Source organism: Micrococcus sp. R8502A1, assembly GCF_006704135.1.
Classification (GTDB): domain Bacteria; phylum Actinomycetota; class Actinomycetes; order Actinomycetales; family Micrococcaceae; genus Micrococcus; species Micrococcus luteus.
Map to the genome: position 1 here is coordinate 31,152 of NZ_VIGS01000008.1, position 15,174 is coordinate 46,325.

Genomic DNA, 15,174 nt, shown 5'->3' on the forward strand with positions numbered 1-15,174 from the left:
TGGGGGAGGGGTCAGCGGGGACGCGCGCTGACGCGCACGACGGTGGTGGTCTCGGGCAGCAGGCCCTCGCCCACCGTGAGGATCTCGGGCTCGGCACCACCATACTTGCGCAGGACCTTGCGGGCGGCGGCGATCTCGTCGGCCGCGGAGCGGCCCTTGATGGCCAGCAGCTCCCCGGCGCCCTGCAGCATCGGCATGGCCAGCGGCACGAGGGTCTTCAGCGCGGACACGGCGCGGGCGGTCACGACGTCGACGTCGAGGTTCCCGGAGACCTGCTCGGCACGGCCGCGGATCACGTCCACGTTCTCCAGGCCGAGGTCGGCGACCACCCTGTCCAGCCACTCCACGCGCCGCTCGAGCGGCTCGATGAGCAGGAACTGGCAGTCGGGGCGCGCGAGCGCGAGGCACAGGCCGGGCAGGCCCGCGCCGGAGCCGACGTCGGCCACGAGCGCGCCCTGCGGGAGGAGCTCCTCGACCACGGCGCAGTTCAGGACGTGGCGCTCCCAGAGACGGGGTGCCTCGCGCGGGCCGATCAGGCCCCACTCGATGCCGGTGTCCGCCAGGTGGGCCACGTATGCCTCGGCCCGGGGGAGGGCCTCGCCGAACAGCTCGACGGCGGCCGGCCGCAGCGCGTCGGTCAGCGGCGGCGCCGGCTGCCCCACGGGCGCGGGGCGGTCGCCCCGGTCCTGCGGATCCAGCCCGGGGCGCCGCTCGTAGGCCGAGCCCCGCTCAGTCATCGGCGGAGATGACCACGTGCCGGCGGGCGCCCTCGCCCTCCGACTCGGAGGTCAGGCCGGCGTCCGCGACGACGTCGTGGACGATCTTGCGCTCGTACGCGCCCATGGGCTCGAGGTGCACGGGACCCTCGCCGGCGCGGACGCGCTCGACGGCCGCCTGGGCGGCGGTGCGCAGGGCGACGTTGCGGCGCTCCCGGTGCCCGCAGACGTCCAGGATCAGCCGGGAGCGGTGCCCCGTGGCGGCGAGCACGGCCAGCCGGACGAGCTCCTGCAGGGCCTCCAGGGTGCGGCCGTCGGGGCCGACGAGGCCGTCCAGGCGCTCATCGTGGTCCTCGGAGACGACGGACACGTACGTGCGCCCGTCGCGGACCTCGATGTCGATGTCCCCGTCCAGGTCCGCGATGTCGAGCAGCTCCTCGACGTAGTCCGCGGCGACGTCGCCCTCCTCCTCGAGGCGGCGCACCGCCTCCGAGACGGCGGCACCGTCCTGCTCCGCGACGCGAGAGCCCTGGCCCACGGGGGTCTCGACGACGGCGTCCTCGGCCTCGGGGGCCGGGGTCACGTTCTCGGCGGACATGCTCACTTCCTCCTGCGGTTCTTGCGCTGGGGCTGGACGCGCTGACCCGACTGGCGGACGACCTCACCGTTCAGCACGGCACCGCCGCGGCCCGCCTGGGTGTGCGCGGACGAGGGCGTGGCCTCGGCGTTCGACACCTTCTGGCCCACGGGGGGCAGGCCCTTGGCGGCGCGGCGCTCGTTGAGCTCCTTCTCGGCGAGGGAGCCCGGGGTCGGGTTGTTGCGGATGATCCACCACTGCTGGCCGACGGCCCAGAAGTTGGAGTAGGTCCAGTACAGGAGCACGCCGATGGGGAAGTTGATGCCGCCGATGCCGAAGATCAGGGGCATGGCGTAGAGCATGATCTGCTGCGTCTGCATCATGGGCCCGGAGAGGGCCTGCTGCGTCATGTTCTTCGTCATGAGCATCTTCTGCATGAAGAACATCGAGCCCGACATCAGCAGGATCAGCACGATCGCCGTGACGATCACGGGCGTGCTGCCCGGCGCGCCGAGCGAGTTCATGAAGGTGTCCGACATGCGGGCGCCGAAGATCGTGGAGCCCTCGAAGGAGCGGATCTGGTCCGCGGACAGGGCGTCCATGGCCTCGCCGCGCTCGGCCGCGCCGCGCGCTCCGAGCAGCACCTGGTAGAGCGCGAAGAAGAACGGCATCTGGATCAGCAGCGGCAGGCACGCGGCGAACGGGTTCGCCTTGTGCTCCTTCATGAGCGCCTGCTGCTCCATGGCCATGGCCTGGCGGGAGAGCTGGTCCTTCTTGCCCTTGTACTTGGCCTGCAGCTTCTGCAGCTCGGGCTGGATGGCCTGCATGGCGCGCTGCGCCTTGATCTGCTTGACGAACAGCGGGATCAGCAGGGTGCGGATGAGCACCACCAGCAGGAGGATGGACAGGGCCCACGTCCAGCCGGAGTCCGCGGGCAGGCCCGCGAACTCCAGGATGCTGTGGAACGCCCCGAGCAGCCAGGACATCAGCCAGCGGAACGGGGAGAGGATGGCTTCGAACATGGGGGTCAATCCTCCTGCGGGAGATCAGGTGGGATGGGAGGGTGGTTCAGGGCGAGGATGCGCGGCTGCCGGCCCGGCGGCCAGCGTCGGTGCCCGGGCGGGACCGGGTCCACGCCGCCGTCGTTCCAGGGATGGCACCGGCCGATGCGCCGCGCGGCGAGCCACGACCCCTTCACCGCGCCGTGCACGTGCACGGCCTCCAGCCCGTAGGCGGAGCAGCTGGGGAAGAACCGGCACACGGGTCCGTACAGCGGGGAGACCACGGCCCGATAGACCGTGAGCAGGCCCGCCAGCAGGGCGGACGGCAGCGCGCGCAGCGGCCCCCACTCACGGGAGGGCTCGAGCACGACGAAGGGCGAGGGCGTGACGGTCATCTACGCGTGCTCCGAGGCGGCGGGCAGGTGCGGCTTCAGGGCCTTGCCGAGCGCGCCGACGGTCTCGCGGCGCAGCAGCGCGTAGTCCGCCTCGGCGGCGGCCGGCAGCGCGCGGACCTGCACCAGAACCGGCAGGTCGCGCAGCGGGGGCAGGCGCATCTGATCCGCGACGACGGCGCGCAGCCGCCGCTTCACCCGGTTGCGGGTCACCGCGTTCCCCACGGCCTTGGACACGACGAACCCGGCCCGCGGCCGAGGGGCGCTCGGCGACGTGGACCGGGTCTGATCGGGGTCCGTGGCGACGCTCACCACGACGGTGCGCCGACCCGCGCGGGTGCCGGTGCGACCGAGGTGACGGAACTCCGCGGGCGTGCGGACGCGACGGTCACGGGGCAGCACGGGGCGCGCCGTCCCTGGACCGAGGTCCTCAGGCGGACAGCTCGGCGCGGTTCTTGCCGCGGCGAGCGGACAGGATGGCGCGGCCGGCGCGGGTGCGCATGCGGGCACGGAAGCCGTGCTTGCGGGCACGACGGCGGTTGTTGGGCTGGAACGTGCGCTTGGTCACTGTGATCTCTCCACGACGTGTTGTGTGCCTTCGACCGTCGACCTGAGCAGGTGGACCAGGGGGAAGGACCGGTGAGGCTCTGACATGAAATCCCCGGCGGGCACGATCAACCGACACCCGGGGGACCAGACAACTCTAGTGGCCGGGGTACGCAGGGGTCAAACGGGTGCGCGCGGATCCCGGACGCCCGTGGGCGCCCGGGACGGTCGTCCACAGGATGATAGGGGTTGTCCACCGTCTGTGCACAACCCTGTGGACAACCGTTAGACTCCGAGCACCGTCGTCCGTCTCGCGCAGCCGCCCCCGTCCTCGGGGACGTCTGCCCCAGGAAAGGAAGCCTCCGTGGTGGCAGACCAGGCCGTGCTCAGCTCGTGGCGCTCCGTCGTGGGCTCCCTCGAGGACGACGCGCGGGTCAGCGCCCGCCTCATGGGCTTCGTCTACCTGGCCCAGCCGCAGGGCCTCATCGGCAACACGCTCCTGCTGGCCGTGCCGAACGAGACCACCCGCGAGACGCTCCAGGGCACCCAGGTGGCCGACGCCCTCACGGACGCACTGACCAAGGAGTTCCGCGAGGAGATCCTGCTGGCCATCTCGATCGACGCGAACCTGCAGCCGCCGCGGACCCCCTCGTCCGAGGCCCGCCGCTCCTCCCTCGCGGGCGGACCGGCCGCCGCCGCGGTGCCGGACGTCGAGCTGCCCCCGGCTGCGACCGCCGCCACCTCCCGCCGCGCCGTCGCCGAGGAGCTGCCGGGCTTCCGCATCGAGCCGCCGGCCGACGTCGCGCCCGCTGCGACCGCGGCCCCGAGCGGGAACGGCAAGCCGACCCCCGCGCCGCCGTCGACGTCCGCGGAGACCAGCCGCCTCAACGACCGCTACCACTTCGAGACGTTCGTGATCGGCTCGTCCAACCGGTTCGCGCACGCCGCCGCGAACGCGGTGGCCGAGGCGCCGGCGAAGGCGTACAACCCGCTGTTCATCTACGGCGAGTCCGGCCTGGGCAAGACGCACCTGCTGCACGCGATCGGGCACTACGCCCGTCGCCTCTACCCGGGCCTGCGGGTGCGGTACGTGAACTCGGAGGAGTTCACCAACGACTTCATCAACTCCATCCGCCACGACGAGGGCGCCTCGTTCAAGCAGGTCTACCGCAACGTGGACATCCTGCTGATCGACGACATCCAGTTCCTGGCGGACAAGGAGGCGACGGTCGAGGAGTTCTTCCACACCTTCAACACGCTCTACAACAACAACAAGCAGGTGGTCATCACCTCGGACCTGCCGCCCAAGCAGCTCTCCGGGTTCGAGGACCGGCTGCGCTCCCGCTTCGAGTGGGGGCTGATCACGGACATCCAGCCGCCGGACCTCGAGACGCGCATCGCGATCCTCCGGAAGAAGGCGGAGGCTGAGGGTCTCGTGGCCCCGCCGGAGGCGCTGGAGTACATCGCCTCGCGCATCTCCACGAACATCCGCGAGCTCGAGGGCGCGCTGATCCGCGTGACCGCGTTCGCCTCGCTCAACCGGCAGACCGTGGACATCGAGCTGGCCGAGCATGTGCTCAAGGACCTGATCACGGACGAGACGGCGCACGAGATCACGCCGGAGCTGATCCTGCACGCCACGGGGGAGTACTTCAATCTCACCCTCGAGGAGCTGACCAGCAAGTCCCGCACCCGCACGCTGGTGACGGCGCGGCAGATCGCCATGTACCTGCTGCGCGAGCTGACCGAGATGTCGCTGCCCAAGATCGGTCAGGTCCTGGGCGGCCGCGACCACACCACCGTCATCCACGCGGACCGCAAGATCCGCGAGCTGATGGCCGAGCGGCGGACGATCTACAACCAGGTCACCGAGCTCACCAACGAGATCAAGCGGAAACAGCGCGGCGCCTGAGCCACCCACTGCCCCCTCGAGTCCCGGTTCGAACCTTCGACCGGGACTCGAGTCTTCTTCCACATTGTCCACCGGTGTGGACAACTCTGTGGAGAACCCCCGGTGCTGTGGACAACCTCCGCCCCTGTGGATGGCGGAATCAGGCCGCTCACGCCGCGTCCACACCCCTGGGGACGACGACGGCGCACAGGCTGGTGAATCACACGGATGTCATTCGGTTGCCCACATGTATCCACAGGTCTCCACAGCCGAAAACCGCATGATCTCGCGGGTTTCGACGGGTGTGGACGTGCCCTGTGGACAGGAATGTGGACAACTGGGGGGTGGATCCGGGGACGAGTCTGGACAACTCCGGTCGGGCCTGTGCAGAGCGGGGGAGGGCCTCCGGGGCTCGTCCACACCGGATGCACACCCCGAACGAGCGGGCGTCCACACGGTTCCCCCAGCCGAATCCGCATGGTGACGCGGCAGAACGGCGTTCTCCACAGGATCCACACCCGCTACCACTCCTTCTGATCCCCCTGGAGAGATCCCGCCAAGCAACATCATCTCCGCCGCCCCTCACCGAGCTGAGCGCCTCGAGGGCCCGGGCTGCGCCCGTGCCCCCGTGCGCCCGAGATCCTTGGAATTACACCGCTGTCATTCGTCGGCGACCTGACACCCGCCGCGCGGACCGCCTATGCTGAGGCCCGCGTGTCGCCGTTCCCCCCGGGCCCGCAACCCCCGTCATCACCCCCAGAGAGGCAGTGCAGCTCGTGAAGTTCACCGTCGAACGCGACATCCTCACCGACGCCGTCTCCTGGGCCGCACGCTCCCTGTCCCCGCGCCCGCCGGTGCCGGTGCTCTCGGGCCTGCTGATCACGGCCGAGGCCGGCGTCGTGTCCATCGCGAGCTTCGACTACGAGACCTCCGCGCGCCTGGAGATCGAGGCCGACGTCGAGACCGCGGGCCAGGTGCTCGTCTCCGGCCGCCTGCTGAACGACATCGTCCGCTCCCTGCCGCAGGCCCAGGTCACGGTGGAGCTCGACGGCGGCAAGGTGCTCGTCACCTGCCGCTCCTCCCGCTTCGCCCTGGCCACGATGCCCGTGGGCGACTACCCGGCCCTGCCCGAGCTGCCGGCCCCCGCGGGCACCGTGGACGGCGCCGCGTTCGCCCACGCCGTCGCCCAGGTCACCGTCGCCGCCTCCAAGGACGACACCCTGCCGATCCTCACCGCCGTGAAGGTGGAGATCGAGGGCGACACCATGACCTTCCTGGCCACGGACCGCTACCGGCTGGCCATGAAGGAGATCCGCTGGACCCCGGCGGACCCGTCCCTCTCGACGTCGCTGCTCATCAAGGCGCGCACGCTCACCGAGGTCGCCAAGTCCCTCGGCTCCGGCGGCGACCTGGAGATCCTGCTCGGTCAGACCGCCGACCTCGTGGGCTTCGCCTCCGGCGGCCGTCGCACCACCTCCGTGCTCGTGGACGGCGAGTACCCCAAGATCCGCTCGCTCTTCCCCGAGTCCAGCCCCATCCAGGCCGTGGTGGACACCGCCGCCCTGGTCGAGGCGTCCCGCCGCGTGGCCCTCGTGGCCGAGCGCAACACCGCCCTGCGCATGGTGTTCACGGACGGCCAGGTCACCCTGGACGCCGGCACCGGCGACGACGCGAGCGCCAACGAGTCCGTGCCGTGCACGCTCGAGGGCGAGGACATCACCGTGGCGTTCAACCCGTCCTACCTCTCCGAGGGCCTGGCCGTGGTGGACCAGCCGCAGGTGCGCTTCGCCTTCACGTCCGCGCCCAAGCCCGCCCTGCTCACCGGCGTGAACCAGGAGGACGGCGTCGTCTCCGACTACCGCTACCTCGTGATGCCGGTGCGCATCGCCTGACGCAGGGGGCCGGACGCTCCCGTGTACCTGTCCCACCTCACCGTCGCGGACTTCCGGTCCTACCGCTGGGCCGATCTGGAGCTGACGCCGGGGTCCACGGTGCTGCTCGGGGCCAACGGGGTGGGCAAGACCAATCTCGTGGAGGCGATCGGCTACCTCGGCGCCCAGCAGTCCCACCGGGTCAGCTCGGACGCGCAGCTCGTGCGCTTCGGCCGGGACCGGGCCCGGATCGCCGGGCGCGTGCACCGCGGGTCGCGCGCCGTCGCCCTCGAGCTGGAGATCCTGCCGGGCCGGTCCAACCGGGTGGCCATCAACCGCGGCGCCCCCGTGCGGGCGAAGGAGGGCCTCGGGATCCTGCGCACCGTGGTCTTCGCCCCGGAGGACCTGAGCCTCGTGACGGGGGAGCCCGGTGGCCGTCGTCGTCTCCTCGACCAGCTCATGGTGCAGCTGCGTCCGGCCCTCGGTGAGGCCGCCGCCGACTACGAACGCGTGCTGCGCCAGCGCAACGCCCTGCTCAAGGCGGGCCGCAGCTCTCGCCGCTGGGGCCCCGAGGAGGACGCGACCCTCGCCGTCTGGGACGAGCACCTCTGCGCCGCTGGCGCCCGCCTGCTCCACGGCCGCCTGCACGTGCTGCGCCTGCTGGCCCGCCCCCTCCAGGAGATGTACGCCGCGCTGACCAACGGCTCCAAGGCGGCGGCCTACGCCTACGAGTCCACCGTCCCGCTGGCCCGTGGCACCCACGCGGAGGTCCCGGCCGTGGCGGACCTGGCCGCGGACATGCACCGGACGCTCGAGGCCCAACGGGAGGAGGAGCGGGCGCGGGCGCTCACCCTGGTGGGCCCGCACCGGGACGAGCTCGCCCTCTTCCTGGGTCCGGCGCCCGCGCGCGGCTACGCCTCCCACGGGGAGACGTGGTCGCTGGCGCTCGCCCTGCGCATGGCGGCCTACGACGTGCTCGTGGCGGACGACCCGGACCCCGACGCCCGCCCCGTCCTGATCCTGGACGACGTGTTCGCGGAGCTCGACGCCGCCCGTCGCCGCCGCCTCGCCGCGCTCGTGCACCGGGCCGAGCAGGTGATCGTCACGGCCGCCGCGCTCGAGGACGTCCCCGAGGAGCTCACGGCCCACCGCGTGCTCATCCGCCAGGACGCGGAGGGCTCCGAGGCCGTGGCCGCCGCGGCCCCCGTGGAGGGGGACATCCGCGAGCCCCGGCGCGAGGGCGGCGCCGATGGCTGAGACCCCCGCCCCGTTCGAGCCGGACCGGCCGGACCTGGCGCTCGTGCAGCTGCGCCGGGTCCGCGAGGCCGCCCGGGAGCGGGGCGAGGCGCCGCTGCGGGCGCGGGGGACGGGCGCGGGCCTGGCCGGGGCCATGGCGGGCACGACGTCGGCCGGCCGGGAGCGGCAGGACCGTCGGCTCCCGTTCGGGGGTGCGGACCGGGACCCGGCCACGGTGTCCACCGTGTTCGGCCGGCTCATCCGCGACCGTGGCTGGTCCACCCCCGTGGCGGTCGGCTCCGTGCTCACCCGCTGGGCCGAGCTGGTGGGGCCGGAGATCGCGCTGCACTGCCGCCCGGAGAGCTTCGAGGACTCCGTGGTGCGGGTCCGGACGAGCTCCACCGCGTGGGCCACGCAGCTGCGCCTGATGAGCCCCGTGCTCCTGCAACGCTTCGACGAGGCGCTCGGGCCCGGCGTCGTGACCCGCATCGAGGTGGCGGGGCCGCAGGCCCCGAGCTGGCGCAAGGGGCCGCGCACCGTGCGCGGCGGCCGCGGGCCGCGCGACACCTACGGCTGAGTCCGGGGCGGCCCCCCGCGGCGCACGACGGCGTCCCGGACGCGGCGAGGCCATGGGCGCCGCTCTGGCGCGCTCACAGGGTCGGGGACGGCCCGGGAGGCATGGGCGGTCTCCTGCGCACGTCCTGAGCCGTGTCCCTGGCCGCTGAGCGGGTGTTCTCCCGTGGCGGACCCCCGTCGATGCGGGCCCTCGGGGTGTCAGGCGGTACACTGGGACCAGTGAAAGGGGGCCGGTTGTCGTCCGTCCCCCACCCCCGTGGATCTGCGGGAGCGTGTCGCGTGCCGGTTATGTCCGGGCGGCGTCGCGCGCCTGCGCGCGGGTCGACCCAGCCGCCGACGTCCGAGGAAGTGAGCCACCCGTGGTTGACGCCATGCCCGAGAACCCCGCGGAGGAGCCGACCGCCGCGTCGGCCGCGCCGAACCCGGAGGCCGTGCCGGACGCCGTCGGGCAGCCCGAGGCCCCGGTGAAGGACCGGAAGGTGCCCGGTGAGTACGGCGCCAGCGCCATCACCGTGCTCGAGGGCCTCGAGGCCGTCCGCAAGCGCCCCGGCATGTACATCGGCTCCACCGGGCCGCGGGGCCTGCATCACCTCGTGTACGAGGTCGTGGACAACTCCGTGGACGAGGCGCTGGCCGGCTACGCCACCGGCATCGACGTCACGCTGCAGGCCGACGGCGGCGTGCGCGTGGCGGACGACGGCCGCGGCATCCCCGTGGACCTGCACCCCACCGAGGGGAGGCCGACCGTCGAGGTCGTCATGACGATCCTGCACGCCGGCGGCAAGTTCGGCGGCGGCGGCTACGCCGTCTCGGGCGGCCTGCACGGCGTGGGCATCTCCGTGGTCAACGCGCTCTCCCGCCGCGTGGACACCGAGGTCCGCCGTCAGGGGCACGTGTGGCGCATGTCCTTCGCGGACGGCGGCGTGCCCCAGGGCGAGCTGGTGAAGGGTGAGGCCACGGACGCCACGGGCACCGTGCAGACGTTCTACCCGGACCCGGAGATCTTCGACTCGATCGAGTTCGACTACGAGACCCTGCGTGCCCGCTTCCAGCAGATGGCCTTCCTCAACAGGGGCCTGCGCATCACCCTCACGGACGAGCGCGTCCAGGAGTCCAACGAGGTCGTCGACGACGAGATCGTGGGCGAGGGCGCCGCCGGTGAGGACGTCGCGGGGAACGGCCTGGCGGAGGACGCGGAGCAGGAGCCCCAGCGCCGCTCCGTCACCTACCTGTACGAGAACGGCCTGCTCGACTACGTCCAGCACCTCAACTCCGCCAAGAAGGTCGAGTACGTCCACGACAACGTCATCGCCTTCGAGGCCGAGGACGTCTCGGACGGCCGCTCCATGGCCGTCGAGGTGGCCATGCAGTGGACCTCCGCCTACTCGGAGTCCGTGCACACCTACGCGAACACGATCAACACCCACGAGGGCGGCACCCACGAGGAGGGCTTCCGCGCCGCGCTGACCTCCCTGGTCAACCGGTACGCGCGGGAGAAGGAGATCCTCAAGCCCAAGGAGGACAACCTCACGGGCGAGGACATCCGCGAGGGCCTGACCGCCGTGATCTCCGTGAAGCTCTCCGAGCCGCAGTTCGAGGGCCAGACCAAGACCAAGCTCGGCAACTCCGAGGCCCGCGGGTTCGTGTCCAAGGCGGTCACGGACCACCTCGGCGACTGGTTCGAGCGCAATCCGGGCCCGGCCAAGGAGATCATCCGCAAGGCCATCATGGCCTCGCACGCCCGCCTGGCCGCCCGCAAGGCCCGGGACAACGCGCGCCGCAAGTCCCCGCTGGAGTCCTTCGGCATGCCCGGCAAGCTGGCCGACTGCTCCTCGAAGGACCCCGAACGCTGCGAGGTGTACATCGTGGAGGGCGACTCCGCCGGCGGCTCGGCCAAGCAGGGCCGCAACCCGGAGACGCAGGCCATCCTGCCGCTGCGCGGCAAGATCCTGAACGTGGAGCGCGCCCGCCTGGACAAGGCCCTCGGCAACGCCGAGATCCAGTCGATGATCACGGCGTTCGGCACCAACATCGGCGAGGAGTTCGACATCTCCAAGCTGCGGTACCACAAGATCGTGCTCATGGCGGACGCGGACGTGGACGGCCAGCACATCACCACGCTGCTGCTGACCGTGCTGTTCCGGTACATGCGCCCGCTCATCGAGGCCGGCCACGTGTTCCTCGCGCAGCCGCCGCTGTACCGCATCAAGTGGTCCAACGCCCCGCACGACTACGTGTTCTCCGACGAGGAGCGCGACGCCGCCGTCGAGGCCGGCCTGGCCAAGGGCTGGCGCTACCCCAAGGACAACGGCGTGCAGCGCTACAAGGGCCTGGGCGAGATGAACTACCAGGAGCTCTGGGACACCACCATGGACCCGGAGCACCGCACCCTGCTGCAGGTGACCATGGAGGACGCCGCCGCCGCGGACGCCGTCTTCTCCATGCTCATGGGCGAGGACGTGGAGTCCCGCCGCACCTTCATCCAGCAGAACGCCAAGGACATCCGCTTCCTGGACGTCTGAGCCGGACCCGCAGACCTGCCTGAGCCGACCCCCCTCCCCGCCGTCGCGGGGAGCACGAGAGGACCCGCGTGAGCGACGAGACCACCCCCCAGACCCCGGACGAGCCCGTCGAGGGCGCCCCGACCCCGCAGCCCCCGCAGACCGGCCTGGACATCGAGGTGGAGCACTACGTGCTCCCCGAGGGCGCCGCCGACAAGGTCGAGCCCGTCGACCTCGAGTCGGAGATGAAGCGCTCGTACCTGGACTACGCGATGGCCGTGATCGTCGGCCGCGCGCTGCCGGACGTGCGCGACGGCCTCAAGCCCGTGCACCGTCGCGTGCTCTACGCGATGTACGACGGCGGCTACCGCCCGGACCGTGCGTTCAACAAGTCCGCCCGCGTGGTGGGCGACGTGATGGGCAACTACCACCCGCACGGCGACACCGCGATCTACGACGCCCTCGTGCGCCTCATCCAGGACTGGGTCCAGCGCTACCCGCTGGCGCTCGGCCAGGGCAACTTCGGCTCCCCGGGCAACGACGGCGCGGCCGCCCAGCGCTACACCGAGACCAAGATGGCCCCGCTGGCCATGGAGATGGTCCGGGACATCGACGAGGACACCGTCGACATGCAGGACAACTACGACGGCAAGCAGCAGGAGCCCGTCGTCCTGCCCGCCCGGTACCCGAACCTGCTGGTCAACGGCTCCTCGGGCATCGCCGTCGGCATGGCCACGAACATCCCGCCGCACAACATGCGCGAGGTGGCCGCGGGCGTGCAGTGGTACCTCGAGCACCCCGAGGCCACCCGCGAGGAGCTGCTCGAGGCGCTCCTGGCCCGCGTGCACGGCCCCGACTTCCCCACGGGCGCCCAGATCCTGGGCCGCAAGGGCATCGAGGAGGTCTACCGGACCGGCCGCGGCCCCATCACCATGCGCGCCGTGGTCAACGTGGAGGAGATCCAGGGCCGCACGTGCCTTGTGGTCACCGAGCTGCCCTACATGACCAACCCGGACAACCTCGCCGCGAAGATCGCGGAGATGGTGCGGGACGGCAAGATCAGCGGCATCGCGGACATGCGCGACGAGACCTCCGGCCGCACCGGCCAGCGCCTGGTGATCGTGCTCAAGCGCGACGCCGTCGCCAAGGTGGTGCTGAACAACCTCTACAAGCACACCGAGCTGCAGTCGAACTTCTCGGCCAACATGCTCGCGCTCGTGGACGGCGTGCCGCGCACCCTGTCCCTGGACGGCTTCGTGCACCACTGGGTGAAGCACCAGATCGACGTGATCGTGCGCCGCACCGCGTTCCGCAAGCGCAAGGCCGAGGAGCGCGCGCACATCCTGCGCGGCCTGCTCAAGGCCCTGGACATGCTGGACGAGGTCATCGCGACCATCCGCCGTTCGGCCTCGGCGGACGTGGCCCGCGAGGCCCTCAAGGAGCTCCTGGACATCGACGACGTCCAGGCCCAGGCCATCCTGCAGATGCAGCTGCGCCAGCTCGCCGCCCTGGAGTCCCAGAAGATCCAGGACGAGTACGACGACCTCATGGCGAAGATCGCCGAGTACAACCGGATCCTGGAGTCCCCGCAGCGTCAGCGCGAGGTCATCTCCGAGGAGCTCGCCGAGATCGTGGCCAAGCACGGCGATGACCGCCGCACCGAGATCATGGCCGGCTTCGACGGCGACATGTCCATCGAGGACCTGATCCCCGAGGAGGAGATGGTCGTCTCCATCACCCGCGGCGGCTACGTCAAGCGCACCCGGATCGACCAGTACCGGTCCCAGGCGCGCGGTGGCAAGGGCGTGCGCGGGGCGATGCTGCGCGGCGACGACGTCGTCGAGCACTTCCTCACCGTGTCCACGCACCACTGGCTGCTGTTCTTCACGAACTTCGGCCGCGTGTACCGGATCAAGACGTACGAGCTGCTCGAGGCCGGCCGCGACGCGAAGGGCCAGCACGTGGCCAACCTGCTCGCGTTCCAGCCGGACGAGCGGATCGCCCAGATCCAGCCGCTCGTGGACTACGGCCGGGCCCCGTACCTCGTGCTCGCCACGCGCGGCGGCCTCGTGAAGAAGACGCCGCTGCTGGACTACGACACGAACCGCACCGCCGGCCTGATCGCCATCAAGCTGCGCGAGGGGGACGAGCTGGTCTCGGCCCGCGTGGTCTCGCCCGACGACGACCTCATCCTGATCTCGCACAAGGGCCAGTCCCTGCGGTTCACCGCCACGGACGAGGCGCTGCGTCCCATGGGCCGCGCGACCTCGGGCGTGACGGGCATGAAGTTCCGCGACGACGACTCCCTGCTGACGATGGACGTGGTGGAGGAGGACGGCTACGTCTTCACCGTCACGGACGGCGGCTTCGCCAAGCGCACCCACGTGGACGAGTACCGCCTGCAGAACCGCGGCGGCCTCGGTATCAAGGTCGCCAAGCTCGTGGACGACCGCGGCGAGCTCGCCGGCGGTCTCGTGGTGCGCGAGGACCAGGAGGTCCTCGTGGTGATGGCCTCGGGCAAGGTGGTGCGCTCCGCCGTCGCCGGTGTGCCGGCCAAGGGCCGCGACACGATGGGCGTGATCTTCGCCAAGCCGGACAAGCGGGACCGGATCGTCGCCGTCACCCTGAATAACGAGCAGGAGATGGAGGCGAAGGCGGACGCCGAGGCCGAGGCGGGGCCGGATGTACCCTTGGACGCAGACATCGACCCGACCGACCCCGTAGCCGCACCGGAGGACGCCCTGACGCAGGACGCCGGTGAGGGTGCAGACGGAGGAGAGCAGTGAGCACGTCCGCGTCGTCGCGTCCCGGCCAGGGGCGGAGCACCGGGAAGGCCGCCGAGCCGCGGTCCGGCCGCCCGGTGCGCAAGGCCAGCGGGTCCTCGCAGGAGGACCTGGTCCGCGCCGTCCCGAAGGCCAAGGTGCGCCGCGCCCGCCTGGTCCTGACCCGGGTGGACCCGTGGTCCGTGCTGAAGCTGGCGTTCCTGCTCTCGGTGGCGCTGGGCATCCTCACGGTGGTGGCGGCGGTGGCGCTGTACTCGCTGTCCGACGTCCTCGGGATCTTCGACAGGGTCAACGACGTGATCGGCACCGTGCTCGGCTCCGAGGCCGGGCGCTACACCGTGGCGTCCCTGGCCCCGCTGAGCACCGTGACCTCGCTGGCCACCGTGCTGGCCGTGGTCAACGTCATCCTGCTGACCGCCCTGGCCACCGTGGCCGCGCTGCTCTACAACCTCTGCGCGAGCCTCGTGGGCGGCCTCGGCGTCACGCTGACGGACGACTGAGCAGACCCTCGACGACGCCCCGCGCGGATTTGCGCGGGGCGTCGGCGTTCCTGTACAGTCATCTCCTGTTGTGAACGGCGTCAGCCGTGAGCGACGGTGAGGGCGTATAGCTCAGGCGGTTAGAGCGCTTCGCTGATAACGAAGAGGTCCCAAGTTCAAGTCTTGGTACGCCCACTCCCACCACACAGAGCCCCGGTCCGCTGGGGCTCCGTTCGTCTCCGGAGGTCTTCCCATGGGTCGACTGGCACGCGTGGCCCTCGTGGTCAGCGCCGCGGCAGCTGCCTATGGGGCGCGTCTCTGGCGGGAGAACAGTGCGGGGAAGGACGTCTGGGCCACGGCCACGGACGACCTGCCGGAGGACGCCGACGGCGTCGAGCCGGCACCGGAGGACTGACCGGTCCTCACGGGGGCATGGCGCAATTGGTAGCGCACCTGCTTTGCAAGCAGGGGGTTAGGGGTTCGAGTCCCCTTGCCTCCACCGAAGAAGGGCCCGGGAGTCGTGAGACTCCCGGGCCCTTTCGTATGCCCAGGGTGGCCGCCGGCGCCGGCACCGTGGGCAGAAACCGGCGACCCGGGGGCTCCTG

Annotated in this window: 14 protein-coding genes and 2 tRNA genes; 10 read left to right on the top strand and 6 right to left on the bottom strand. The window is 71.4% G+C overall.

The genetic code is table 11. The features are described 5' to 3' along the window. Nucleotides 1-11: 11 nt before the first annotated feature. Genes rsmG through rpmH form a run of 6 tightly spaced genes read right to left on the bottom strand, consistent with a single transcriptional unit; the run spans nucleotide 12 to nucleotide 3,254 of the window. Nucleotides 12-737 (bottom strand): 16S rRNA (guanine(527)-N(7))-methyltransferase RsmG, encoded by a 726-nt coding sequence (gene rsmG, locus FLM69_RS02995; protein WP_020628388.1) that lies wholly within the window; start codon nucleotides 735-737, stop codon nucleotides 12-14. Next, complete coding sequence (locus FLM69_RS03000) at nucleotides 730-1,314, bottom strand: R3H domain-containing nucleic acid-binding protein (protein ID WP_043282880.1); 585 nt, start codon at nucleotides 1,312-1,314, stop codon at nucleotides 730-732. The genes rsmG and FLM69_RS03000 overlap by 8 nt, the downstream gene beginning before the upstream one ends. A gap of 2 nt (nucleotides 1,315-1,316) precedes the next feature. After that, complete coding sequence (yidC, locus tag FLM69_RS03005) at nucleotides 1,317-2,315, bottom strand: membrane protein insertase YidC (RefSeq protein WP_061867462.1); 999 nt, start codon at nucleotides 2,313-2,315, stop codon at nucleotides 1,317-1,319. A 5-nt stretch (nucleotides 2,316-2,320) separates the two neighbouring features. After that, nucleotides 2,321-2,689 carry a membrane protein insertion efficiency factor YidD gene (yidD, locus tag FLM69_RS03010; protein ID WP_002856440.1) on the bottom strand — a complete coding sequence of 123 codons (369 nt, stop codon included), beginning with the start codon at nucleotides 2,687-2,689 and terminating at the stop codon, nucleotides 2,321-2,323. Continuing rightward, entirely contained in the window at nucleotides 2,690-3,088 is a 399-nt protein-coding gene (gene rnpA, locus FLM69_RS03015) for a ribonuclease P protein component (RefSeq protein WP_002856442.1), read from the bottom strand. A gap of 28 nt (nucleotides 3,089-3,116) precedes the next feature. After that, complete coding sequence (rpmH, locus tag FLM69_RS03020) at nucleotides 3,117-3,254, bottom strand: 50S ribosomal protein L34 (protein WP_002856443.1); 138 nt, start codon at nucleotides 3,252-3,254, stop codon at nucleotides 3,117-3,119. Between the two features lie 342 nt (nucleotides 3,255-3,596). Between rpmH and dnaA the strand changes: the two genes are divergently transcribed. From dnaA to FLM69_RS03065, 10 genes are all read left to right on the top strand, one after another. Beyond that, on the top strand, nucleotides 3,597-5,144 hold the full coding sequence (gene dnaA, locus FLM69_RS03025; RefSeq protein WP_044659943.1) for a chromosomal replication initiator protein DnaA: 1,548 nt from the start codon (nucleotides 3,597-3,599) through the stop codon (nucleotides 5,142-5,144). Between the two features lie 755 nt (nucleotides 5,145-5,899). Next, entirely contained in the window at nucleotides 5,900-7,015 is a 1,116-nt protein-coding gene (gene dnaN, locus FLM69_RS03030) for a DNA polymerase III subunit beta (protein ID WP_002856446.1), read from the top strand. Nucleotides 7,016-7,036: 21 nt separating this feature from the next. Next, the gene (recF, locus tag FLM69_RS03035) at nucleotides 7,037-8,251 is read left to right on the top strand and encodes a DNA replication/repair protein RecF (protein ID WP_061867461.1); all 1,215 of its coding nucleotides are present in this window, start codon (nucleotides 7,037-7,039) and stop codon (nucleotides 8,249-8,251) included. Beyond that, entirely contained in the window at nucleotides 8,244-8,807 is a 564-nt protein-coding gene (locus tag FLM69_RS03040; RefSeq protein ID WP_061867460.1) for a DUF721 domain-containing protein, read from the top strand. The genes recF and FLM69_RS03040 overlap by 8 nt, the downstream gene beginning before the upstream one ends. Nucleotides 8,808-9,177: 370 nt before the next feature. Then, a complete protein-coding gene (gyrB, locus tag FLM69_RS03045) occupies nucleotides 9,178-11,328 on the top strand; it encodes a DNA topoisomerase (ATP-hydrolyzing) subunit B (protein ID WP_181743470.1) in 2,151 nt (716 codons plus the stop codon). A gap of 68 nt (nucleotides 11,329-11,396) precedes the next feature. Next, nucleotides 11,397-14,093 carry a DNA gyrase subunit A gene (gene gyrA / locus FLM69_RS03050; RefSeq protein ID WP_036384433.1) on the top strand — a complete coding sequence of 899 codons (2,697 nt, stop codon included), beginning with the start codon at nucleotides 11,397-11,399 and terminating at the stop codon, nucleotides 14,091-14,093. Continuing rightward, nucleotides 14,090-14,590, top strand: a complete 501-nt coding sequence (locus tag FLM69_RS03055; protein WP_010079768.1) for a DUF3566 domain-containing protein — start codon at nucleotides 14,090-14,092, stop codon at nucleotides 14,588-14,590. The genes gyrA and FLM69_RS03055 overlap by 4 nt, the downstream gene beginning before the upstream one ends. Before the next feature lie 100 nt (nucleotides 14,591-14,690). Next, nucleotides 14,691-14,764, top strand: a tRNA-Ile gene (locus tag FLM69_RS03060). 58 nt (nucleotides 14,765-14,822) lie between these two features. Then, entirely contained in the window at nucleotides 14,823-14,984 is a 162-nt protein-coding gene (locus FLM69_RS11360; protein ID WP_020624432.1) for a hypothetical protein, read from the top strand. Between the two features lie 11 nt (nucleotides 14,985-14,995). Then, nucleotides 14,996-15,068, top strand: a tRNA-Ala gene (locus FLM69_RS03065). Nucleotides 15,069-15,174 lie beyond the last annotated feature (106 nt).